This is a genomic window from Trinickia sp. HAY1-2D (genome assembly GCF_056754935.1).
The window spans coordinates 90,870-112,550 of record NZ_JBPGWX010000001.1 but is presented as its reverse complement, the minus strand read 5'-3'; the positions used below and the strand labels follow the sequence as shown (position 1 = coordinate 112,550).

The following is a 21,681-nucleotide window of genomic DNA, read 5'->3' as shown; positions in this document are numbered from 1 at the left end:
CGCTGCGCTATGGCGCGAAGCCCGGAAAGGCAGGACGAACCACTCCGACATATGCCCCGCATGAAGAAAAAACATGCCCACGCTTCGCGACGACCGCACGCGCTTCGGAATCGTCTCGCGATGAATCGGCCGATCCGCGACAATCCCGCCTCCGTGCCGATCAGTTCGTCTTCGTCGCGGTGCGCGAGTCGATCCGACGCACTTTCGACGAGACATATGAAGCGGCCGACAGTCGCTTTGAGATCAATTACGCATGACGCATATCTCCGCATCCGATCCCGCGCACCGCGCTGCGCAGAACCGAGGCGCGACCGGTTCGACCCAATCATCGGCGCCACCGGCTGCGACGAAACCACCGGTGTCATCGATCTTCGACCCACTTCGAGCCAGACCGAAACGGCAGCCCGGCGAGTCCGGAATGGCGACCGAAAACGGCGCGGCTTCCCTCGCGAAGGCCCATGCTTCGACCCCGCATCACCGCATCGAATCCATCGCGCCGGCCGTCCATGTGGCGGGGTCCAAGCATCAGCGCCCGCCGATCTTTCATGTGGCGATCATCGGTGCCGGCCCGCGCGGACTGAGCGTGCTCGAGCGCATTCAAGCGATGCTGTCCGAAGAGCACCTGCTTCATATCGGCCTGAACTCTCGCATCAATATTCATCTGATCGAGCCGGGCGAGCCGGGGCACGGCGTTCACTCGCCCGATGCAGCATCGCACCAGTTGCTCAACACGGGTGCCGGGGCCGTCACGATGTGGGACCGTGCCGATCAGGAATATGCCGTCGGCCCATCCCTGAAGGAGTGGGCCAACGCGCATGGCTATCGGTTCGTCGACGGCCAGTTCGTGAACAACACTCGCGCGGGACGCGCGGTACGGGACGACGATTATCTGCCCCGCGCATTGCTCGGCAGGTACCTCGACGACGTGTATCGAACGCTGGAAAAACTTGTCGACGAGGATTCCCGGCTACGGTTGATTCATCACCCGTTGCGTGCGGTCGATTTGCGACTGCGTCCGTCCGATCTGTCCGAAGACGGCACGCAAGCCCACCCGAGCCGCGTCAAGATCGTGCTCGAACAAGGGCTGCCGTTGATCGTCGATCATGTGGTGTTGACAGCGCCTCCCGAGGGCTCGCTCACCGCGGAAGACTCCGAATTGCTCGAACGTGTGGCGCGTTGCCGCGAGCGCAACGCGCAACTCCGGTTCGTTCCCCGGCCTCACCCGCTCGAGGCGCTGCAGGACATTGCGCCGGGGGCGGTCGTGGCGGTGCGTGGAATGGGCCGCAGCTGCCACGATGTGATAGCGGAGCTGACCGTCGGACGGGGCGGCCGTTTCGTCGGTTCGGCCGCCGGCCAACTGAGCTATCGGGCGAGCGGACGCGAGCCGCGGATCGTGCTTTACTCGCGCAGCGGCTTCGCACTCGATACGCGCCCAATCGATCACAAAGGTCACGATGAAGCGTTCGAACCGCACTTTCTTACCCGCACCGTCATCGACGCGCTTCGCGCGGATGCCATGGCGCGCACCGGAAGCATGCAGCTCGACCTCGAAACCGATGTGCTGCCACGTCTGGAGCAGGAGCTCGCGTACGCGATTCATTGCAGCAGCGAAGGTGCATCGTCGGTCGACCCATCGCGATTCGAGCCCTCCGAGCAGGAGCTGGGTGCGGCGCGCTCGCTGCTGACGGCCCCGGAGCCGCCCGCATTCGCTGACTATCAGAGCTACGCGCACGCCTTCAGGGAGCGCCTGGCGGACGACGTGTCTCGCGCACATCAAGGCAATGTCAACCATCCGTTCAACGCCGCGGCTCACGTGCTGCGCGAAATCCGCGATGTATTGCGCTACGCCGTCGATTTCGGTGGACTCACGCCCGACAGCCACCGTCGCTTTCTCGAGTTGGCTGCCCGAATGGACCGCACTGCCGGCGCCGTGCCCGATCGACGCAACAAGGAGCTTCTGGCATTGATCGACGCCGGCGTGGTCGTCGCCGGACCGGGCCCGGGCAGCGATATCGAACTCGATGAAGCTGCCGCGCGTTTCGTCCTGCGATCGAACTCGCTCGGCGTTGCGCACGGCATGGAGGCCGACGTGCTGATCCATGCGCAGCTCGGCGATATTACGGATCAACCGCAAGCGGATTCGCTGTATGCCAATCTGCTTGAAAGCGGGCTGATTCAGCGCTACCGAAACGGCGAGTTCGCCGCGGGCGGGATCGAGATCGATTCTCGACGCCATGTCGTCGACGGCTCCGGCAATCCCGTCACGACCATCGATGTTGTTGGCATGGCCACCGAGGGAATAAACTGGCTCACCAACGTCCTGCCTGGCCCTGGCGCCTCGATCCGTCCGCTCATCGATGCAACGCAGATCGCCGCCAACATCACGAACCACATCATGCGTCGCCAGCCGCCCCTGGCCTCCTTGATTGCCGCGCTCCCCGAAACGGATCGCCCTCTGCACGCATGGCACCCCGCTTTGCCCGAAGGCGAGTTCGCGATTCACGTGCCCACCACGCCTTCGCCCCCGGCGTTGTGGCCGCGCAAGGACATCTCGCTGACCTTCGTACCCGGTGCGCCCGCGCCAGCCGCGCTCAACGGCATTCCGATGCGCAGCGCCACGCCACCCGCCGATGCGCGCGCCTGGCTTGCCGATTCCAAGGAAGATATCGCGATAGACACGCCCTATCCGTTCGGTTTCGCATCGAATGGCCGCCCCACCGCCGGCGTCGTGATTTTCGAAGGATGGCCCGTGCCAAGGCTATGGCTGGTCGTGCCGAGCAACGGGTACGGCGGCCGCGTCACATTGCCGCAAGGCGGCGCCGACGATGGCGAACTGCTTCCCGTTACCGCCCTGCGTGAATTGTTCGAGGAGACCGGGATGCGCGCGCGGCTGCGTAGTGTCGTCGGCGATTTCGGCCTCGAATACGATCCGACGCCGCCCGAACTCAGGGCGCCGACGAGCAACGATACCCGGTTCTTCGAAGGAGATCGCATCGGCGGCAGTGTGCGGGACGCGGGTTGGGAAACGCAGGCCCTGATCCTCGCCACTTACGAAGATGCACTGTGGTTTCTCGAACGCCCGCGGGACCGCGCGATCGTGCGTGCCGCATGGCGGAAATGGCACGAGCGACACGGCATGACCGCTTGATGCGGCGTTTTCCGACCATTACCGGGCAGCGTCGACCGGTATCGTGAAATGGAACGTCGCGCCGGGCTCGTCCGAGCTTGCCCACAAACGTCCGTCATGCGCCTCTACGATCGAACGGCAGATCGATAATCCCATCCCGAGTCCATCGGGCTTCGTCGAATAAAAAGGCGCGAAGATGCGATCGACGAGCGCCGCCGACAAACCAGGTCCCGAATCCTGCACGGACACGCGCACGCGGTCGAGCTCGATGCGCGCGGTGCAAATGCGCAATTTTCTTTGCCCGGGCGGCACTGCGCTCATCGCCTGGAGCGCATTCACGATCAGATTCAGCAGTACCTGCTGCAGTTGGACGCGATCGCCGTGCACCGAAGGTAGATCGTGCTCGAGCGCGGTTTCCAGCGCCACGCCCGAGCCCGCAATCTCCGCGCGCGTCAGTGCGATCATTTCCTTCACGGCCAGGTTCAGGTCGACCATCCCCATGCGGGGCGGCGCCTTCTTGACCAGTTCGCGGATGCGGCCGATGACATCGGCCGCGCGATTGCCGTTCTCGACGATACGGTGCAGCGCCTGATCGACTTCGCCGAGATCGACAGGCTCGCGGCCCAGCCAATTCAACGATGCCTGTGCATCCGTGACCATCGCCGCGATAGGCTGATTGACCTCATGCGCGATCGCGGCGGCCAACTCGCCGAGCGTCGTCACGCGCATCACATGCGCAAGCTCGGCGCGCGCGCGGCTCAACTCCTGAGCCGCCTGGCGCGACGCCGTCACATCCATCACGACACCGATGAACTCGCGGTTGCCCGCACCGTCACGCACGGCGTGGGCCACTGCGCGAACGTCCTTGACCCGCCCGTCGCTCATGAGCAGCCGATGCTCCACGTCCCAGTCCGTCTGCTCGAGCATCACGCGCTCCAGCAGTTGCCGCACGAACTCGCGATCGTCGGGATGTATGCGCTGGAGCGCGAGTTCGACGGTGGGCTCGACGGACGGATCGTATTCGAAAATACGGTACGTTTCCGCAGACCAGATCAGTTCGCCGCTCGGAATCCGCCAGCCGAAGCTGCCGGTATGGCTGATGCGCTGCGCTTCGGCCAGATACATCTCGCTTTGCCGGAGCGCGTCTTCTGTTCGCCTGCGCTCGGTGATGTCCTCGCAGGCCACGAGAACCAGAAAGCCGTCCGGGCGACGCACCGCTTTCGCGTTCTCGCGCACCCAGAGCAACGAGCCGTCTTTCCTGATCTTGCGGACTTCCCAACTGTGCGAAAGACCGGGATCGCCCAGACAAATACTCATCTGCTCGATGACGAAGGGCCGATCCTCTTCACGGAACACCGCGAGAACGGATTGGCCGACCAGTTCGTCGACACGATAGCCGAGCTGCGCGGCGCCAAATCCGTTCACCGATTGAACGACGCCGTCGGCATCGACCATGAAGTACATGACGGGATTGTGCTCGAACACCTCACGCCAGTGCGCCTCGCTCTCGCGCAGCGGCCGATCGATACCTGCCTGCGCTCCACGCCCGTCGGCATCGGGCGCCGCAGCGCGGTCGCCGGCGTCCGCCGGCGCGTTGGGGGTCTCCTGTGCCATTTCGTCCACCTCCGCTGCGGCACGCCGAACGGGCGCCGGCAGGCCGCGCCGCGTTCAACGCTGTCTCGCTGCTTCCTGTACCGCTTTCGAGACAACGGTGAGTCCATCCTACCACCGCGGCGATCGGACGGCATACCTCCGTATGATGTCGGTTCGACGGGTTACGGACTACCCTCGGTACTGATAAACGATGGCGTGCGGCATGTATTACCGCCGCTCGCCGATACGAGCTCATTCATGCCCTTTTTCGGTACCGTCTCTATCGTCGATGACAACGAAGCGTCGCGCCTCGCGATCGCGAACCTGGTGCGCTCGCTCGGCTGGCAGACGCTGCTGTTCGATTCCGCCGAGGCGTATTTGTCGCGCCGGTCGCTGGCGGACGTCGACGAACTCGGATGCCTGATTTCGGACGTCAGGATGCCGGGCATGAGCGGCATCGAACTACATGAGCAACTGCTGGCCTCGGGCGATGCGCCGCCCACCATCTTCGTCACGGCGTTCACGACCGAAGCGCTGCGCGCACGCGTAGCGGCAAACGGTGCGCTGGCGCTCCTGAAAAAGCCGATCGACACGCAGGAGTTGCAGCGATGTCTGGCACGAGCCGTGGGCAAGCGCGTTTAAGGGCTCTGTTCACCACGATCGGGCGCGGTCCGCATGCGTCTCAACGCCGCGGCTCGACCCCCAGCGCCTGCGCCTTTCGCACGAGATCCGGCAACGAACGCGCTTCCATCTTCTTCATCATCTGACCACGGTGAATCTTCACGGTGATCTCGCTCAGATTCATTCGAGCGGCAATCTGCTTGTTCATCAGGCCAGCGATCACGAACGCCATGACCTCGCGTTCCCGCGGCGTCAGCGATTCGTAAGCCGCGCCGAGCGATGCGAGCGAGCGTTCCGCGGCCAGCCGTTCGCCGTCGCGCGCGAGCGCGTCGTTGACTGCATCGAGCAGATCCTGCTCGCGAAACGGCTTGGGGAAGAAATTGAGCGCGCCGGCCTTCATCGCCTTGACGGACATTTCGATGTCGCCATGGCCCGACATGAACAGAACAGGCATGCGCAAGCCAGTGCGGCTCATATCCTGCTGAAACGCGAGACCGCTCTCGCCGGGCAGTCTGACGTCAAGAATGAGACAGCTCGGCACGGCCTTTCTTTTGAAGTCGAGGAAATCGCGTACCGACCCGAACGTCTCGACCACAAATCCTACCGAACGCAATAGATTGCGTAACGCGTTGCGCATCCCTTCGTCGTCGTCGACTACATAGACGATGGGGGAATCGTCGCCTGTCTTGGTCAATGTCGAATGCTGAGCGGATACCATGCGGCCCCCGTGAACCCGGTGCGCACGAGGCGCACGAGGCGCCGCCGCAACGCGGGAATCGGCAGTCATTATAGGACGCGCGAGGCGTACCGCACGAGGGGTACGGCACATAGGCCGCTACTGCACTTGCTTCTCCGGGGGCCGGCTATACCTAGGTATGAAGGCATCAAACGATCGTGCGCGCGCGGCGTCTTCTTGCACAGTTGTCGCCGGGCAGGCGGTGGCCTACCTTTGATCGCAGGGCGGCACCTCTTCAGGCATTGCGCCCGGGAGCCCGATCCGGATAGGCGCGGCATGTCGGCCGCGAGCACGATGCCGGACGGATTCGTCAATGCGTCTTTGCGGTGGACAATCATGGCGGTCAGAGCGGAACGATTTCGGGCACGGTGCCGACTCGGCGAGCGATCTTCGCTGCGTGCGTCGCGTGCGACGCGCGGCCCCGGCCGCACGCGTACCGTGCGGGCGATCGAGAAATCGCGTCGATGCGTCTTGCGTAAGGAATCGGACGCGGCACGCATGTTTGCGATGCTCGACGATCCGAGCGACTGAACCCACGACGCACCAATCGTCAGACGAACGCGAGCCGCGCTGAGCGCTCACGGTTGCCCGCGCGGCTCAACGCTCGCGATGCGGCGGATTCCCTTCTCTTCGTGGATTGACCGGTAAACGCGGACGCGCTGCCGGCGCTTCGCCGCTTCGTTCGGCAGCGCCTCGCTCGGTGCAGCGGTGTGGGAAAAAGACGCGGCGGCAATCAGATTGCGCGCCGCGCTGGAACGGTCAAAGCAATGTGACGTGACGCAGATCGACGGTGCGGCGATAGACGTTCTTGCCGAGCCATGGCACGTAGGTATATTCGTCGTAGGCGTTGCTGCCCAACAAAAGCCATGTGTTCAGCCGAGACATCGTGGTTCTCCGAAAAGTCGATGCTCGTTGCAAGAACGCGTGGAGCATGTATCAAAGCGTACGCACTGTCTCGAGCCCGCGCCATTCTACGAGGGGATGGAGGATGTCTTCGCCTGGATGAGCACGAGAAACGGATGTATGACAGGGTTTGTACTGGCTACCGTCCGAGGCACGCGTTCCAGCACGAGGGGAACTTTCGCGCGATCCTGAACCGAACACTACTCAATGCACATATATACGCCTCGAAGGCCGGCGAGCCTGAGCTGTCCTGTCATGCAAACAACAGCTCGAGCCGATGCAAGGAGAGTGGATGAATCGAAAAAGAGTACCGGGTCTCGATTGCGGTCGGGCCATTGCCGTCGTTTCAGTCGTCGCAGTTCACTTGTCGTTTCAATTTCCTCATCTGCCGCATTGGGCGAAGATCGTCGCTCGTATGGGGCAATATGGAGTGCAGCTTTTCTTCGTGATCAGCGCCGTTACGATCTTCATGACGCTGGAGACCGAGCGTGCACGATATGCAAGCACCGGTCAGATCGTCTTGCGTTTTTACGTCAAACGGTTTTTCCGCATCGCGCCGCTCTACTACGTCGCGATCGTCGGATACGGTCTCATGAGTTGGTACACCTATACGTTTCAGGCCGACCACGCCTCGATTCTCGGGCCCCACGACACCTCCGACATCCTGCTGAACCTGTTCTTCGTTCACGCATTGTCCGATTCGGCCATCAACAACGTCGTCCCGGGCGGATGGTCGATCGGAGTGGAGATGCTGTTCTATCTGATCGCGCCGCTCGTCTTCTTCTACACAGGCGGCTCGCGTTCTCGCCTGACGGCGTTGAGCGTGCTGCTCTTGTCCGCTTGCGCGGCATCCCTGATTACCGGCGCGTGCGGTGGCCGCCTCGAATGCAGCGTTCAAAACAATACGTTCTTCTATTTCTGGCCTCCCGTCCAAGTACCGTGTTTTCTCGTGGGTTTCTGGTGCTGGAATCTGTTCAGCCCATATCTCGTCGGGCAAGCCCAATTGAGCCGCCGTGGCATGGCCGTTGCGCTGGTCGTTTCGGTCCTCTGCGGCGCGGGCACCGCCGTCCTTGGCGTCTGGCTGGGACTCGCGCACGAATTGGCCCCCATCGTCGCGGCATGCGGGGCCGCGGCCTTGTTGCTTGCATGCTGCTCGCGGGTCGACCGGTCGCTGACTGCCCGTGTCGCGGACGCCATTGGGCGCGAAAGCTACGGCGTCTATCTCTGGCATTTCATATTCCCGTTCGCGGCGATGTACGTCTTCAGAGATTCGACCGTCCTCGCCACGCATGGATCGTGGATGTCGCTGGCCGTCTTCATGCTGACCCTCGCGGCTGCGGTGGCAGCCTCGTATGCCCTATCGCGCGTCACCGATACGCTCATTCAACGCGGCGCATCCGAGTTCGCGCGCACGCTCCTCCGGCAGATCGACATGCGGTTCGGCTTCGGCGCTGCGCCGTCGCGCCGGCTGGAGTAGACTGCGCGACGGCGTGCATCGCATCGAGGAAACCGGATGAATCCTTCAGAACGCATCGACGAACTGATCGCAGGCCTCACGGACTGGCGCGGCAAGATCTTTGCCGAGCTCCGTGCGGCCATCCTCGAAGCCGATCCGGATATCGTCGAGGAATGGAAGTGGATGGGCAGCCCCGTCTGGTATTGCGATGGGATGATTGCCGTCGCCAATGCCCACAAAGGGAAAGTGAAGATCACTTTTCTGCACGGCGCGAACGTGCCCGATCCGGATAAGCTCTTCAACGCGGGGCTCGAAGGCAACGCAAGACGAGCGATCGATTTTTTCGAAGGCGACAAGATGAACAAGCGCGCGTTGAAGAATCTCGTGCGCGCAGCGATCGCCTATAACCGGACGGCCTTGAAGAAGAACCGGAAGACGCCTGCGGATACGGAAACGAAGCCACCGAAAGGCAAAGCGGCATGAAGTCGTCGATCCCAAGCCGTCGAATCGCCCCGCAGCCATAGCGGCACGGGAAATTTATCGCGGCTTTTGCGAGCGGGCCTGCGTTCGCTTCGGCCGCAACGGCGGCGCGTGCCCTGTCGATTCGCGCACGACGAGCGCCATCCCAGGCACGACATGCGCGGCGCGAGCCGGCCTCGCGCCTTCCACCATCTCGAGCGCGAGCGCGATGGAGCGCGCCGCGATCTCCGCTATGGGCAGCCGCACCGTAGTCAACGCCGGGCGAAATTGATGGGCAAGCGCAATATCGGTGAATCCGATGATCGACAGATCGTCGGGCACGCGTTTGCCCAGATCCGCGGCCGCCTGCATTGCGCCGATGGCCATCAGGTCGTTCGTCGCGAAGATCGATGTCAAGGTTCGATCGGAACGCAACAGTTTCGTGGCCGCCTCGTATCCGCTTTCGATCGAATCGTGCGCATGCGCGACGACAACTGCGTTTTCGCCGTGGCCGTGTTTCGCAAGCGCATCGGTAAAGCCGCGAAGCCGCACCGTCTGCGGGCCGCCCGAGCCCGCGCCGACCAGCGCACCGAACTTGCGGTGCCCGAGCTCCGAGAGGTGCGCGGCCGCGAGTGCGCCGGCCGCCGCAAAATCGATGGTGACGCAAGGCAGCGCGCGTGAAGCGTGGACGTGCTCCCACATGCAGAGCACGACGGCCGCCCTTTTGCCCGCAATCTCCGTCAGTTCGCGCTCGCTCAGATCCGTGTTCATGACGATGACGCCGGCCGCGAGCGAACCTGCTATCTGCTCCAGATAGGCACGCGTAATGGCAGGATCGTCATCCGTGTTGCATACGAGCAGAAAGTGGCCGCGCTTACGCGCTTCGCGTTCCGCCGCGCGCACGAACTCCGGGTAAAACGGGTTCGTGATGTTCGAAAGCATCAGCGCGAGCGTCGACGTACGGCCGCGCGCGAGCGCGCGGGCCGTCAGGTTCGGCCGATAACCGAGCTCGCGGATGGCCGCAAGCACCCGCTCCACCGTTTCCGGCTTCACCTTGTGAGGATTGCGTAATACGTTGGAAACGGTGGCCCCCGTCACCTTCGCTCGCCTCGCCACTTCGGCAAGTGTGACCAAATTCTGTTCCCCCGATTCGAGCGGCCAGGCGCTGCCCGTAGCCCGAGCTCATTTTCCCAGATGGTGGGATGCACTCCCAAACGTTGCACGACCGAATTCGGTGCGCTAACTTCCGTCCCATCAGAAGCGCACCAAGGAGACGACATGGTACGACCGACCGCGCCAATTTGGCGATAAAAATTTAAGCGCTTAAATTTCAGGCCGTTCCAAACAGCCGTTCGCATTACACCAAACAAAGGAGACAACGATGAAACTCAACGTCCGCGCACTCGCGCTGGCCTCTTTGAGCTGCGTGACTTTGGCAGCGGCATCTTCGGCCTGGTCCGGAACGCTGAATATCACGGTATCCGCGCGCGGCAATCAGCGCGCCACCTGGCAAAACGCATTCGATCAGTTCAAGAAGGCGAATCCGGATGTCGATCTGAAGATCAGCTATGTCGGGGAAGAGGCTTACAAGGTGCAGATGTCGGGCTGGCTCGCCACCGATCCGCCCGATGTGCTCAGTTGGCACAACGGCGAACGGATGGCCTATTTCGCCCGGCGCAACCTGCTCGAAGACTTGAGCAGCGATTGGCAAAAGAACGGCTGGAACCAGACTTACGCTTCGGTGAAGTCATCGTCGACTTACGCCGGCAAGCAGTACAGCGTACCCCTCGGATACGACGCATATGGGTTCTTCTACCGCAAGGACCTGTTCCAGAAGGCCGGAATTTCCGGCGAACCTGCGACTTGGCAGCAGTTCCTCGACGACTGCAGGAAGCTGAAGGCCGCCGGTATCGCGCCGATCGCGGTGCCGGCGCGCGATTCGTGGACGCTTGCCGCCTGGTTCGACTACCTCGACCTGCGCATCAACGGCTACGCATTCCACCAACAACTGATGGCGGGCGACGTCGCATACACGGACCCGCGCGTGAAGCATGTCTATGAAGCATGGAAAACGCTCATCGACGACAAGTACTTCATCGAGAACGCGCTCTCGTACGATGTCGATTCGATCAGTCCGATGCTCGTGAACGGTCAGGCCGCGATGATGCTGATGGGCACGTTCTTCTCGGCCGCATTGCCTTCGGCGACGCGCCAGGAAATGGGTTATTTCCGCTTCCCCGTCATCGACGCTTCCGTTCCGTTGGCCGAGGACGGTCCCGTCAATGTGCTGATCGTCCCTGCCAAGGCAAAAAACAAAACCGATGCTCGGCGCCTCATCGCGTTCATGGGCCAACCGGAGATCAACGGCGAGCTCGCGAAGGGCTGGGGAACGTTGCCGTCCAACAACAAGGCTCCCGAGCCGCAGGACCCGATATCGAAGGTCGGTTTCCAGACCCTTTCGAGTACCCCGGGCGGCATCGCGCAATTTTACGATCGCGACATGACGAAGGAAATGGCCGACGAGGGCATGAAGGCGATGCAGCAGTTCTTCTCCGATCCGACCCAGCTCGATGCGATTTTGCAGCGCCTCGAGTCCACGCGTAAGCGGATCTACAAGAAGTAGGCAATGCGAGCAGGCGGAGCCGGTGCTCGCCACCGCCCCCGCCCTGCATGCAGGAGTGTCGCTCGATGTCCATTTCCATTACTCCACGAGCGTCGCGTCGCATAGCGCGGCCGGCGACGAACAATCCGTCGCCGCTCGTCAAGCGGCGCACGCGCGCGGCACTTTGCTTCCTGCTTCCGGGCCTCGCGCTCTTCACGGTGTTCGTCATCTACCCGATCGCGAGCAGCATCGTCCTCAGCTTTCATCACTGGGACGGCATGACCGCGAAGACGTTCGCAGGTCTCGACAACTATCGGGAGCTCATCGCATCTGACACGTTCTACACCGCTCTCAAGAACAATCTGACCTGGCTCGCGCTGTTTCTGCTTGCCCCGCCCGCCGGATTGGCGCTCGCGCTTTACCTGAATCAGAACGTCACCGGCATCCGCCTCGTGAAGTCGTTGTTCTTCGCTCCGTTCGTCCTGCCCGGCGTGGTGGTGGGTCTCGTCTTTTCGTGGTTCTACGACCCGACCTTCGGCTTGTTGAAGCTCATCGTCGGTCACGGCATCCCGGTGCTCGGCGATCCGCGCTACGTGACCTTCGGAATCATTTTTGCCGCGCTTTGGCCGCAAATTCCGTTCTGCATGATCCTCTATCTGACCGGACTCACGGGCATCAATCCCGAAATCGTCGAAGCGGCCCGCATGGAGGGCGCGGGCGGCTGGGCATTGCTTTGGCACGTGATCCTGCCGCAGTTGCGGCCCGCCACGTTCATGGCGTTCGTGCTGACCGTCATCGGCGCACTGCGCAGCTTCGACCTCATTTCGGTGATGAGCGGCGGCGGTCCGTTCGACAGCTCGACGGTGCTCGCCTATTTCATGTACGACCAAGCGATCAAGTACTACCGCGAGGGCTATTCGGCCGCGATCGCGGTCGTGCTGTTCGCGATCATGCTCGTTTATATCGCGTGGCAATTGCGCCGCCTCATGCGCACCGATTCCTGAACAGATCCTGGGGAGCGTTCGATGTATCCGATGCCTATCGCCCGGTGGCGGCCCCTACCGCGCCTGCTCTATTGCGTCTCGCTGCCTGTCGCGCTCCTTTTATGGCTCGTGCCGCTGCTCGCCGTACTCGTCACCTCCGTGCGCTCGACCGACGAATTGCTGGCCGGCCACTACTGGACATGGCCCAGACACTTCGCGCTCTTCGAAAACTACGGCACGGCACTCACGCAGACGCCGATGCTGCATTACTTCTGGAACAGCTGCCTGATCACGCTGCCGGCCATGGCGATTTCGATCGCGCTCGCCTCGATGGCCGGTCATGCGCTGGCCAGCTATCGCTTTAGAGGAAATGCGGTGCTGCTCGGCCTATTCGTCGCCGGCAACTTCGTGCCGATTCAGATCCTGATGATTCCCGTGCGCGAATTGATGCTCGGACTCAACATTTACAACACGGTCTGGGCGCTCGTCATTTTCCACGCCGCGTTCCAGACGGGCTTTTGCACACTGTTCATGCGCAATTTCATCCGCGAGCTTCCCTACGAACTCATCGAAGCCGCGCGCATCGAAGGGGCGAGCGAGTGGACGATCTACGCACGCGTCGTGCTGCCGCTCGTGCGGCCGGCGCTCGCCGCGCTCGCCATTCTGGTCTTCACCTTCGTCTGGAACGACTACTTCTGGGCGCTCTGCCTCACACAAGGCGACGAAGCAGCTCCCATTACCGTCGGCGTAGCGGCGCTCAGGGGGCAGTGGACCACCGCATGGAATCTCGTGTCGGCCGGCTCGGTGCTCGCCGCCATGCCCTCCGTCCTGATGTTCTTCGCCATGCAGAAACACTTCGTTGCCGGCCTGACGTTCGGCGCAACGAAGGGTTAGCGCACCGCCAGCTCGCGCGTCGACCATTTTTCACAAACGAATCGAGGAACGCTCAATGCAGCTTGGCGTCTGTTACTACCCGGAACATTGGCCCGAGCACCAGTGGGAAAGCGATGCGCGCCGCATGGCGGAGATGGGCATCGCACGTGTTCGCATCGCGGAATTCGCATGGAGCCGGATCGAGCCCGAGCCGGGTCGCTACGAATGGGCTTGGCTCGACAATGCCATCGCCACACTGGCGCGCCACGGGTTGACCCTCGTCATCGGCACACCGACCGCGGCGCCGCCCAAGTGGCTCGTCGACCTGCATCCCGAGATACTTCCGGTTGCAAGCGACGGCACCACGATGCAATTCGGCTCGCGTCGCCACTATGACATTTCGAGCCCCGTCTATCGCGATCACTGTGCGCGGATCGTCGGCGAGATGGTGCGCCGTTACGGCGCGCACCCGGCTGTCGTCGCGTGGCAAACCGATAACGAAATCGGCTGCCACGATACGCTGCCCTCGTATACGCGAGCCGCATTGCTTCGCTTTCGACGCTGGCTCGCCACGCGCTATGAAAACATCGGCGCACTGAACGAGGCGTGGGGCAACGTTTTCTGGAGCATGGAATACCGCAGCTTCGACGAGATCGAACTGCCGGTCCGAACCCCGACCGATGCCAACCCTGCCCATGTGCTCGATTTCCGACGCTTTCAGTCCGACGAGGTCGCGAGCTTTCATGCGTTGCAAGCCAAGCTGATTCGCGCGCATTCGCCAGGACGCGACGTGCTCCACAATTTCATGGGGTTTTACGCCGCATTCGATCACTATGCATTCGCGCGCAACGGACTCGACGTGGCTGCGTGGGACAGCTATCCGGTACCGCGCACCGAAGTCCTGCCGCTTCCCGAAGCGGACAAGCACCGCTGGGCACGCACCGGGCATCCCGACGTTTCGGCATTCAGCCACGATCTCTACCGCGGCGTGGGCAACGGGCGCATGTGGGTCATGGAGCAGCAGGCTGGACCCGTCAATTGGGCGCCATGGAACCCGGTGCCCGAACCTGGCATCGTGCGGCTTTGGACGTGGGAGGCGTTCGCGCATGGCGCCGAGCTCGTGTCGTACTTCCGCTGGCGGCAGTGTCCCTACGCGCAAGAGCAGATGCATTCCGGCCTCCATACACCTGACGACGCGCTCTCGGCCGGCGGCCGCGAAGTCGGGCAAGTCGGCGCTGAGCTACGCCGGCTCGCCGCTTCGCTCGGCCAAAGCAGTTCAAAAGCTCACGTTGCGCTGCTATTCGACTATGAGGCCGATTGGCTCATCGCAACGCAGCGGCACGGCGTCGACATCGACTATCAGCATCTGGTTTTCGAGTGGTATAGCGCACTGCGTGAATGCGGGCTCGATGTCGATATCGTATCGGCGCGCGCCGATGTCAGCGGCTATGCGCTCGTCGTCGCACCGACGCTGCCGATTCTGCCCGAGCACGTCGTCGAACAGATTCGTAAAGGATCGAACCACTGGCTCTTTGGACCGCGCACCGGCGCGAAGTCCGAGACGTTTTCGATCGTGCCGCAGTTGCCACCGGGCAAGCTTCAGGAAGTGCTGCCGATGCGCATCGTTGCCGCCGAGTCGTTGCGGCCCTCGTTGCGTCCGACGCTGCGCTTGGACGGCGTCACCGGATCGGCACTGCGATGGCGGGACCATGCGGAACCCGGTGAGCAAACGGAAACGATCGCCCGCTTCGACGATGGCGTGCCCGCCATCCTTCGACACGGCCGGGTGACGTTTGCGACAGCCGGATTCGATCGTGCCCTGCTGGGCGCCTTGATGACGCGCTGCGCGCGCGATGCCGGCCTCGACGCAGCGGCGTTGCCCGAAGGCCTGCGGCTGCGCAGGCGCGGTGCGCTGCGCTTCGCCGTCAACTATGGGGCCGAGCCGCGCCCGGTCCCGGCGCCGCCCAACGCGACGTTCGTGCTGGGCGGGCCCATCGTCGGGCCAGTGGACGTGGCCGCATGGCTCGAAGGCTGAGCGGTGCGGCAATCAAGCGGTCGCCTCATCGCTCGCACTGCCTCCGAATATCAGAGATAGCTGCAGACATAGTCGAGCGTTTCGACCACCTCGATATCGAAGCGGCTCTTGCCCGGCACCGAAAACGATTCGCCCGCCCCGTACGTCTTCCACTCGTCGCTTCCTTCGAGACGAATACGGCACTGGCCCGCCTGCACCTCCATGAGTTCGGGCGCATCGGTACCGAAGTTGAGCGTGCCGGGCAAAATGACGCCGAGCGTCTTGCGCGAGCCGTCCGCGAACAGCACCGTGTGCGACACGCATTTGCCGTCGAAGTAAACGTTGGCTCGTTTGACGATGGAAACTTGATCGAATTGCGTTGCAGCCGTCATAGGGCTTCCCTCTTGGCGTTGTGAGTGTATGGGCCGCCGCGGCATGACGATCATGCGCAACGGTCCCGGTTGCGCCGGCTTGACCGCCAGCGCGCACGACGGCAATCATACGATACGGCGCGGGGCGTTCAGCGAAATACCTTGACAGAGGCATACGTCAAGCGTAGGGTGAGGGCCGAAGTCTTCAAGAAGCGTGATTGCTGTTCATCATTGACCGCGGAACGCGGTATTCGTTGTCCTCTCCCTCCTTGATTCTTTTCCCCGCGTCGATTTCGCGACGCATCTCTACATTTGTCCATTATCAGGAGAACTTTTATGGATACCGGTACCGTCAAGTGGTTCAACGACAGCAAGGGTTTTGGCTTCATCACGCCTGACAACGGCGGCGACGACCTCTTCGCGCATTTCTCGGAAATTCGCGGCGATGGTTTCAAAACGCTCGCCGAAGGCCAAAAGGTCAGCTTCGAGACGAAGCGTGGCCCCAAAGGCATGCAAGCCTCGAACATCTCGCCTCTGTAAATAGGCAGGGTGCTTCACAGCACCCGCTGCGCCCGCCAAATCGCGCGCAAAACTTGCCGAACCCGCTTCCCGTCAGGGATCCGGGATTCGGCGTGTCGTCGTGTTCGCGATGGCTCACTCACGGAGAAATGGATTTGGCAAAAGAAGAATTGCTCGAACTCGACGGTGTGGTGGACGAAGTGCTGCCCGATAGCAGATTTCGCGTCACACTCGAAAACGGCGCGGTAGTCGGGGCGTACGCCTCGGGTCGCATGCGTCGGCACCATATCCGCATCCTTGCGGGCGATCGCGTCCGCCTCGAATTGTCGGTCTACGACCTGACCAAAGGGCGCATCAATTTCCGGCACAAAGACGAACGTGCGTCGGCCAGTGCCCCCCGGAGTCGGTTTGCACGGCGCTGACGCGTCGAAATAAAAATAGCTTGGCATGTCCCGAGCCATCGGCTTGCAACGGACGACGCGACTCAATCGCCCTTTCTGAATCCGCTAGGCGTGGTGCCTGTCAGGCGCTTGAAGAAGCGCGTAAAGTACGCGGGTTCCGAGAACCCGAGCAAATCGGCGATCTGACTCACGCTCAGCGTCGTATAGATCAGATTCCGCTTGGCCTCGAGCAGCAGCCGCTGATGCACGATCGAAAGCGCGCTCTGGCCGGCCAGGCGCTGACAAACCGCATTCAGATGGACAGCCGTGATCCCTAGCGACGACGCATACTCGCTGATCGGCCGTTGCTCGCGATAGCGCTGCTCGAGCAGCTTTGAAAACGCCTTCAGGTGGGTATGTCCGCGATCCAACCGTTCGTTGGCCACTTCGCGCTGACGATCCTGGCGGCTAGCCCATACCATCAATGCGCTCACGAGCGAGCGCAGCAGCAAATCTCGCGAAGGCGCCGGATTGCGGTATTCGCGGTTCAATGCCGCGCAGAGCATATCCAGGTATTTCCGATCCGCGCCTGCCGGATAGCAGGCGGGATACTGCAGCACGGGGCGCGGCGCGTCGATCTGTTCTTGAAGCCAGTTCACGAGCGGTGCTGCGATCGTGATGACGAATCCATCTACGTCCGGACTGAACCTGAAGCCATGCACGCATAGCGGCGGCACGATCTGGATCGCTGGCCGCTTGATTTCCGTGCGCTCGCCTTCGATATCGATCTGAGCCGTTCCTCTGCGGACGTAGAGAAGTTGCGCGAGGTCGGAATGACGGTGCTCGCGAATCTCCCAGTCATACAGGCTGCTGCGCTCCGGGATCGACTCGCAGTGAAGCAGGTCCGGCGTGCGCCAGTCATGACCTTCCCCATAGAGCTTGAAGATCGGAATGTCGTGCAAGGTCGAATGCTTCATGCCTGATCGCGTCCGGCGGTGTCGGCGCCGCTCCCGTTGCGCCTGTTTTCGACAATCCAATCAGTGCGCAAGGGCCTGCGCGCGATCGCCGCTCGGACCCTTGCTCCCTTGCTGAGGATGGACTGCCTGCTTCACGAGCAGCGCCACGGCGGAAATGATGCCGCCCACGGCCAGGACTGCGAAGATGCCCGCAAAGCTGAAGTGCAGACGTGTCAGCTCGGCTACGAGAAAAGAGCCGGCGATTCCGCCGAATCGGCCAATGCCGAGCATCCAGGCAACGCCCGTACCGCGTCCGGCGGTCGGATAGAAGGCAGCCGCGAGCGCCGGCAGCGACGACTGAGCTGTATTCATCAATACACCGGCGATGAATACCAACAGCACGAGGCCGCCGATATTGCCGGCCGTCTGGCCGATCATGAAAACACTGACGGCCGTCAGTGCAAAGCAGGCCGCGACGATCCGGTTTCCGTTACGCCGATCCATCAGCGCGCCTGACAGCACGGCACCGATGCCGCCGAGCGGGAACAATGCGGAGATCAGCGTGGCTCGCTGCGGCGCAAGCCCTGCATCCTTGAGCAGGATCGGCATCCAATTGATTGCCGCATAGAAAATCACGAGTCCCATGAAATAGGCGATCCACAGCATGATGGAGCCGAAGATGTACGAACGGGACAGTACGACACCGATCCCATTGCCATGATGCGCGGGAGCCGCCTCGCCCAACGTGAAGTCATGGACCGCATCCGCATCCTGCGAAATGCGCCGCAGTGCGGCGCGGATCTTCTCCTTGGATTGCGCACGCAGCACCATGAAGCGGACGGATTCGGGCAAAGCAGCGGCCATGACCAGCAAGAGCGCCAGCGGCACGAGGCCGCCCAGGACGAGCACGCTGCGCCAGCCGTAATGCGGAATGATCCAGGCGGCCAGGAAGCCACCCAACGCCGCGCCCAAAGGGAAGCCGCAGAACATGAGGTTGGTCAGTGTGGAGCGACGCGAATCGGGGCAATACTCGCTCATCATGGTGACCGCGTTCGGCATGGCAGCCCCGAGGCCGATGCCGGTTATGAAGCGCAGGATCGTCAACTGACTCAGGTCACCGGCAAAGGCCGATATCAGGCAGGCCACGCCGAAGATGGCGACGGAACCGATCAATAGCTTGCGTCGGCCGAGCCGGTCGGACAAAGGGCCGGCCACGATCGCGCCGAAGGCCAGACCGAACAATGCGGCGCTCAAGACTGGCGCAAGGGAGGGCTTGGTCAGATGCCATTCGCCGAGCAGCGAAGGGGCGATGAAACCGATCGAGGCGGTATCGAAGCCGTCGAGCAGCACGATGACGAAACACATGGAAAAAATCAGCCACTGGAACTTCGAAAAGCGCCGAGCGTTGATGAAATCCTGAATGTCGACGGCGTGGGCAACTGTCATCGTCTTCCTCCATGTCTTGTCTTATGTTTTCTGACCGGGGTGACGAAGTTGCGCGTTAGGCAGTCCTGATGCGATCCGTCGAACGGGCCCGGCCAGTGTGGTCGAGCCATTGTAGAGGGAAGGCACGCAGCCGACTTGCAAAAAGATCCAGAAAAATTGGACTATTCCAATAACGAGGGATTTCCCGATGAGCCGGCCGGGCGCCGGGTTGGATACCCATCTCGTCGGCGTCCGAGGGTGCGGTTTTACTTCACATGGACCTTGATCGTCTGGCTCCATTCCGGTCCGTATGATCGATGTGCGCCATCGGCGAACTGCAACGTGAGCGTATGGTCGCCCGGCGGCAGCGTCAGTTCGGCTTCGGTTTGGCCTTTACCATAATGAATGGCGTGATCGTTCGCAGGTATCACGTCTCCTTTCGCAAGCGGCTTGCCGTCGATGAGGACATGGTGATGCCCCGCCCCTTCGATCACTTCGCCCGCGGGCGCGACGCGCATTCCGCTGACGGCGAATTTGACGCGCACGGGATTGCTCACTGTCGCGCCATCGGCAGGCTCGACAAAACTGACGCCCGCGGCCGCCTGCACGCTCATCGAGCCGGTGGACACGCTCGCGCATATCGCCAAATTGAGAAGAAGCTTTGCGAATCGTCGAATCATGGGGACTAGCTCCTGGAAGGATGAAAACTCCGTAAATCGGCGCGCACGTTCGCCGCTGCAAACCGAACGCATAACGTTGCTGCGTACTTGCAAAACACAGCCGGCACCGACTTTATTCCGCGACTACGAAAGCGCGCATGGGCGACCGCGCGCTATGCGCGCCGCTATGGGTCTTTGTACAGGAAGTGCAGAAAGGTTTCCGGTCGGGATCGACACGACAACGGACCTATCGCCAGAACTCACGCCCGCTCACCGATCGCCATCGCCGGGCGCTTACACGCCGGCACTCCCGTAGAGCTGAGGCGCCAACTCCGGAGTACGACCCTGTGCGATCTGCGTGCCGAGCCGCGCGAGATCGATGCTGTCGTTTTTCGCAACGAGGACATACGCGAGACGATCGCGCCGCCAGGTGATGGCGTCCATGCCGCCCACCTGCTCCGCATGCGCCGGCTCGTCGGGTCCTGTTTCGGCAATCGCGCACAGCGCGACGGGATCGCCCCGCTCGGGCAGATAAACGATCTGCACCAGCGGTTGGCCGGCATAGTTCAATCGCTGTACGCGTTTGAACGTGAGACCGGCCGCACGCAGATCGGGAATGCTGAGCGTCGGCATACCGTCGACGCGGCGGATCTGATCCACCGTCCGCGCGGTGGCATTGCGGTCCGTAACGAGATCGGCGAGCGTCTTGCGCGAGTAAAGCACCTGATAATCGACGACAGCTTTGACCCATGGCGAAACTTGCGAGTCCCTCGTATCGGCGGCGGCCAGCAGCGAGCCAGTCGTGACCGGCGGAAGGTATCTGAACACGATACCCGCGCTGAATGCACCGGCAACGAACGCGACGGCGAGCCAGGGCAGCATCATGCGTTGGCGGCCACCCGGGGCATTCGAGGCAAGCCGCTCGACGTTCGAGCGAAGCTGCGCCGGGACGTCGGGCAGCACTTGATGTTCGAACGCAGCCTGAAACGGCAAAGCGGAAGCGCGCATGATGACGAGTTGCTCGGCCAGATCCGGCGACTGTTCGAGCGCGGCCTCGACCTCGGCCCGCACTTCGGGACTGGCCGTGCCGTCGACATACTCCATCAGCACGATCTCGTCGACGCTCATGATTGAGGTTCTCCTGTCATCGTTTGCGCCAACCCCGCGCATTCGATTTCCGCAAACGTCATACCACCCTCGGATCGCGCATATTGCCGGCTTGCCGGTTGGCGGGAGCGCGAACCGCCCGGCGGCCGTCGTTGTGGAAACGCTGCCCGATCGTAAGCCGGGCGCGGGCGAGCCGGCTCATGACGGTCCCTATCGGAATGCCAAGTGTGTCCGCCGCTTCCTGGTAGCTTAGTCCTTCGCTCGCAACAAGCAACATCACCACGCGCTGTGCATCCGGCAATTCATCCACCGCTTTCATGATTTCCCAATGCAGCACTTTCAGCTCGGGATTGGAACCGGCCGGGGTCGCAATGGTATCGACCAACTCCTCGCTCCATTCGAGACTGGCGCGGCTGCGAATCTGGCGCGCTCGCACCTCGTTCAACCAGACGGAATGCATGATCGAAAACGTCCAGCTCAGCGCCGACGTGCCCGGCTGCAATTGGTGTCGCCGCTCGAGCGCGCGCACGCAAGCCCGCTGGACGAGATCTTCGGCGTCTTCCTTGTTGCGGGCAAGCCGCAGTCCGAACCGCCACAATCGCGGCAACAGGCTCGGTAAAATTTCTGCTAGATCGTCCACCTGATTCATCGATTCGCACCGTTTTACCTGAAGCACCTCGTTGAAGTCGCGCTGCATCCGAAGTGTGTCACGTTAGCGGCCCCATGATCTACGCAAACCAGAAGTGGAACTACGGAAAAGCGAAGCACGCACACCCTTCCCATTCAAACATTGCCGATATCTACTAAAAGCCGTAGTGACGGATTGGCGCCCGCTCAGCTCGGCGCTGAAGAATGCGCCGAGCATTTATCATTGCTCGCGTCGAATGGCGCGGCGGC

The 21,681-nt window shown here is 62.2% G+C and carries 20 protein-coding genes; 10 read left to right on the top strand and 10 right to left on the bottom strand.

Translation table 11 applies throughout. The annotated features are described in order from the left end of the window. The first annotated feature begins 418 nt into the window (after positions 1 to 418). Entirely contained in the window at positions 419 to 3,148 is a 2,730-nt protein-coding gene (locus tag ACR9ZC_RS00525; RefSeq protein ID WP_481578681.1) for an FAD/NAD(P)-binding protein, read from the top strand. 18 nt (positions 3,149 to 3,166) lie between these two features. On the opposite strand, the gene ACR9ZC_RS00520 is transcribed toward ACR9ZC_RS00525, so the two are convergent. Continuing rightward, positions 3,167 to 4,741 (bottom strand): PAS domain-containing sensor histidine kinase, encoded by a 1,575-nt coding sequence (locus tag ACR9ZC_RS00520; protein WP_481578680.1) that lies wholly within the window; start codon positions 4,739 to 4,741, stop codon positions 3,167 to 3,169. A gap of 237 nt (positions 4,742 to 4,978) precedes the next feature. Between ACR9ZC_RS00520 and ACR9ZC_RS00515 the strand changes: the two genes are divergently transcribed. Then, positions 4,979 to 5,362: a response regulator transcription factor gene (locus tag ACR9ZC_RS00515; RefSeq protein ID WP_331573685.1), complete on the top strand. Its 384-nt coding sequence runs from the start codon at positions 4,979 to 4,981 to the stop codon at positions 5,360 to 5,362. A 40-nt stretch (positions 5,363 to 5,402) separates the two neighbouring features. On the opposite strand, the gene ACR9ZC_RS00510 is transcribed toward ACR9ZC_RS00515, so the two are convergent. Together ACR9ZC_RS00510 and ACR9ZC_RS00505 are read right to left on the bottom strand one after the other, a co-directional pair. Next, positions 5,403 to 6,059 carry a response regulator transcription factor gene (locus ACR9ZC_RS00510; protein WP_481578679.1) on the bottom strand — a complete coding sequence of 219 codons (657 nt, stop codon included), beginning with the start codon at positions 6,057 to 6,059 and terminating at the stop codon, positions 5,403 to 5,405. 777 nt (positions 6,060 to 6,836) lie between these two features. After that, positions 6,837 to 6,962, bottom strand: a complete 126-nt coding sequence (locus ACR9ZC_RS00505; RefSeq protein WP_331573689.1) for a hypothetical protein — start codon at positions 6,960 to 6,962, stop codon at positions 6,837 to 6,839. 310 nt (positions 6,963 to 7,272) lie between these two features. Between ACR9ZC_RS00505 and ACR9ZC_RS00500 the strand changes: the two genes are divergently transcribed. Together ACR9ZC_RS00500 and ACR9ZC_RS00495 are read left to right on the top strand one after the other, a co-directional pair. Beyond that, positions 7,273 to 8,457 carry an acyltransferase family protein gene (locus ACR9ZC_RS00500; RefSeq protein ID WP_481578678.1) on the top strand — a complete coding sequence of 395 codons (1,185 nt, stop codon included), beginning with the start codon at positions 7,273 to 7,275 and terminating at the stop codon, positions 8,455 to 8,457. Between the two features lie 36 nt (positions 8,458 to 8,493). Then, positions 8,494 to 8,919, top strand: coding sequence for a DUF1801 domain-containing protein (locus ACR9ZC_RS00495; RefSeq protein WP_481578677.1), 426 nt, complete (start codon positions 8,494 to 8,496; stop codon positions 8,917 to 8,919). Between the two features lie 54 nt (positions 8,920 to 8,973). Here the strand turns inward: ACR9ZC_RS00495 and ACR9ZC_RS00490 are convergent, their stop codons facing one another. Then, positions 8,974 to 10,029 (bottom strand): LacI family DNA-binding transcriptional regulator, encoded by a 1,056-nt coding sequence (locus ACR9ZC_RS00490; RefSeq protein ID WP_481578676.1) that lies wholly within the window; start codon positions 10,027 to 10,029, stop codon positions 8,974 to 8,976. A 247-nt stretch (positions 10,030 to 10,276) separates the two neighbouring features. On the opposite strand from ACR9ZC_RS00490, the gene ACR9ZC_RS00485 reads away from it, so the two are divergent. The 4 genes from ACR9ZC_RS00485 (at position 10,277) to ACR9ZC_RS00470 (ending at position 15,388) form a co-directional block, all read left to right on the top strand. Further along, complete coding sequence (locus ACR9ZC_RS00485) at positions 10,277 to 11,518, top strand: ABC transporter substrate-binding protein (RefSeq protein ID WP_481578675.1); 1,242 nt, start codon at positions 10,277 to 10,279, stop codon at positions 11,516 to 11,518. A gap of 65 nt (positions 11,519 to 11,583) precedes the next feature. Next, positions 11,584 to 12,501 carry a carbohydrate ABC transporter permease gene (locus ACR9ZC_RS00480; protein ID WP_481578674.1) on the top strand — a complete coding sequence of 306 codons (918 nt, stop codon included), beginning with the start codon at positions 11,584 to 11,586 and terminating at the stop codon, positions 12,499 to 12,501. A 21-nt stretch (positions 12,502 to 12,522) separates the two neighbouring features. Next, on the top strand, positions 12,523 to 13,374 hold the full coding sequence (locus tag ACR9ZC_RS00475) for a carbohydrate ABC transporter permease (RefSeq protein WP_481578673.1): 852 nt from the start codon (positions 12,523 to 12,525) through the stop codon (positions 13,372 to 13,374). A gap of 55 nt (positions 13,375 to 13,429) precedes the next feature. Further along, positions 13,430 to 15,388: a beta-galactosidase gene (locus tag ACR9ZC_RS00470; protein WP_481578672.1), complete on the top strand. Its 1,959-nt coding sequence runs from the start codon at positions 13,430 to 13,432 to the stop codon at positions 15,386 to 15,388. A 50-nt stretch (positions 15,389 to 15,438) separates the two neighbouring features. Here the strand turns inward: ACR9ZC_RS00470 and ppnP are convergent, their stop codons facing one another. Beyond that, positions 15,439 to 15,759 carry a pyrimidine/purine nucleoside phosphorylase gene (gene ppnP / locus ACR9ZC_RS00465; RefSeq protein ID WP_481578671.1) on the bottom strand — a complete coding sequence of 107 codons (321 nt, stop codon included), beginning with the start codon at positions 15,757 to 15,759 and terminating at the stop codon, positions 15,439 to 15,441. A gap of 315 nt (positions 15,760 to 16,074) precedes the next feature. Between ppnP and ACR9ZC_RS00460 the strand changes: the two genes are divergently transcribed. Both ACR9ZC_RS00460 and infA read left to right on the top strand, forming a co-directional pair. Next, on the top strand, positions 16,075 to 16,278 hold the full coding sequence (locus tag ACR9ZC_RS00460; RefSeq protein WP_173259452.1) for a cold-shock protein: 204 nt from the start codon (positions 16,075 to 16,077) through the stop codon (positions 16,276 to 16,278). Positions 16,279 to 16,412: 134 nt separating this feature from the next. Then, complete coding sequence (gene infA / locus ACR9ZC_RS00455) at positions 16,413 to 16,679, top strand: translation initiation factor IF-1 (RefSeq protein WP_331573707.1); 267 nt, start codon at positions 16,413 to 16,415, stop codon at positions 16,677 to 16,679. 62 nt (positions 16,680 to 16,741) lie between these two features. Here infA and ACR9ZC_RS00450 read toward each other — a convergent pair whose 3' ends face one another. The 5 genes from ACR9ZC_RS00450 to ACR9ZC_RS00430 form a co-directional block, all read right to left on the bottom strand. Then, positions 16,742 to 17,614 carry a helix-turn-helix domain-containing protein gene (locus ACR9ZC_RS00450; RefSeq protein WP_440560915.1) on the bottom strand — a complete coding sequence of 291 codons (873 nt, stop codon included), beginning with the start codon at positions 17,612 to 17,614 and terminating at the stop codon, positions 16,742 to 16,744. Positions 17,615 to 17,674: 60 nt separating this feature from the next. Next, positions 17,675 to 19,039, bottom strand: coding sequence for an MFS transporter (locus ACR9ZC_RS00445; protein WP_481578670.1), 1,365 nt, complete (start codon positions 19,037 to 19,039; stop codon positions 17,675 to 17,677). Between the two features lie 245 nt (positions 19,040 to 19,284). Continuing rightward, on the bottom strand, positions 19,285 to 19,632 hold the full coding sequence (locus ACR9ZC_RS00440) for a DUF4399 domain-containing protein (protein WP_481579674.1): 348 nt from the start codon (positions 19,630 to 19,632) through the stop codon (positions 19,285 to 19,287). 339 nt (positions 19,633 to 19,971) lie between these two features. Then, positions 19,972 to 20,805 (bottom strand): anti-sigma factor family protein, encoded by an 834-nt coding sequence (locus ACR9ZC_RS00435; RefSeq protein ID WP_481578669.1) that lies wholly within the window; start codon positions 20,803 to 20,805, stop codon positions 19,972 to 19,974. Positions 20,806 to 20,863: 58 nt separating this feature from the next. Beyond that, positions 20,864 to 21,433: an RNA polymerase sigma factor gene (locus ACR9ZC_RS00430; protein WP_481578668.1), complete on the bottom strand. Its 570-nt coding sequence runs from the start codon at positions 21,431 to 21,433 to the stop codon at positions 20,864 to 20,866. Positions 21,434 to 21,681: the final 248 nt, after the last annotated feature.

What these genes read in the sequence shown, in the direction of transcription:
- ACR9ZC_RS00450 (WP_440560915.1), bottom strand. Translation starts at nt 17,614, where the DNA reads ATGAAGCATTCGACCTTGCACGACATTCCGATCTTCAAGCTCTATGGG.
- ACR9ZC_RS00485 (WP_481578675.1), top strand. Translation starts at nt 10,277, where the DNA reads ATGAAACTCAACGTCCGCGCACTCGCGCTGGCCTCTTTGAGCTGCGTG.
- ACR9ZC_RS00510 (WP_481578679.1), bottom strand. Translation starts at nt 6,059, where the DNA reads ATGGTATCCGCTCAGCATTCGACATTGACCAAGACAGGCGACGATTCC.
- ppnP (WP_481578671.1), bottom strand. Translation starts at nt 15,759, where the DNA reads ATGACGGCTGCAACGCAATTCGATCAAGTTTCCATCGTCAAACGAGCC.
- ACR9ZC_RS00495 (WP_481578677.1), top strand. Translation starts at nt 8,494, where the DNA reads ATGAATCCTTCAGAACGCATCGACGAACTGATCGCAGGCCTCACGGAC.
- ACR9ZC_RS00475 (WP_481578673.1), top strand. Translation starts at nt 12,523, where the DNA reads ATGTATCCGATGCCTATCGCCCGGTGGCGGCCCCTACCGCGCCTGCTC.
- ACR9ZC_RS00430 (WP_481578668.1), bottom strand. Translation starts at nt 21,433, where the DNA reads ATGAATCAGGTGGACGATCTAGCAGAAATTTTACCGAGCCTGTTGCCG.
- ACR9ZC_RS00445 (WP_481578670.1), bottom strand. Translation starts at nt 19,039, where the DNA reads ATGACAGTTGCCCACGCCGTCGACATTCAGGATTTCATCAACGCTCGG.
- ACR9ZC_RS00505 (WP_331573689.1), bottom strand. Translation starts at nt 6,962, where the DNA reads ATGTCTCGGCTGAACACATGGCTTTTGTTGGGCAGCAACGCCTACGAC.
- ACR9ZC_RS00500 (WP_481578678.1), top strand. Translation starts at nt 7,273, where the DNA reads ATGAATCGAAAAAGAGTACCGGGTCTCGATTGCGGTCGGGCCATTGCC.
- ACR9ZC_RS00515 (WP_331573685.1), top strand. Translation starts at nt 4,979, where the DNA reads ATGCCCTTTTTCGGTACCGTCTCTATCGTCGATGACAACGAAGCGTCG.
- ACR9ZC_RS00525 (WP_481578681.1), top strand. Translation starts at nt 419, where the DNA reads ATGGCGACCGAAAACGGCGCGGCTTCCCTCGCGAAGGCCCATGCTTCG.
- ACR9ZC_RS00440 (WP_481579674.1), bottom strand. Translation starts at nt 19,632, where the DNA reads ATGAGCGTGCAGGCGGCCGCGGGCGTCAGTTTTGTCGAGCCTGCCGAT.
- ACR9ZC_RS00520 (WP_481578680.1), bottom strand. Translation starts at nt 4,741, where the DNA reads ATGGCACAGGAGACCCCCAACGCGCCGGCGGACGCCGGCGACCGCGCT.
- ACR9ZC_RS00470 (WP_481578672.1), top strand. Translation starts at nt 13,430, where the DNA reads ATGCAGCTTGGCGTCTGTTACTACCCGGAACATTGGCCCGAGCACCAG.
- ACR9ZC_RS00460 (WP_173259452.1), top strand. Translation starts at nt 16,075, where the DNA reads ATGGATACCGGTACCGTCAAGTGGTTCAACGACAGCAAGGGTTTTGGC.
- ACR9ZC_RS00480 (WP_481578674.1), top strand. Translation starts at nt 11,584, where the DNA reads ATGTCCATTTCCATTACTCCACGAGCGTCGCGTCGCATAGCGCGGCCG.
- ACR9ZC_RS00435 (WP_481578669.1), bottom strand. Translation starts at nt 20,805, where the DNA reads ATGAGCGTCGACGAGATCGTGCTGATGGAGTATGTCGACGGCACGGCC.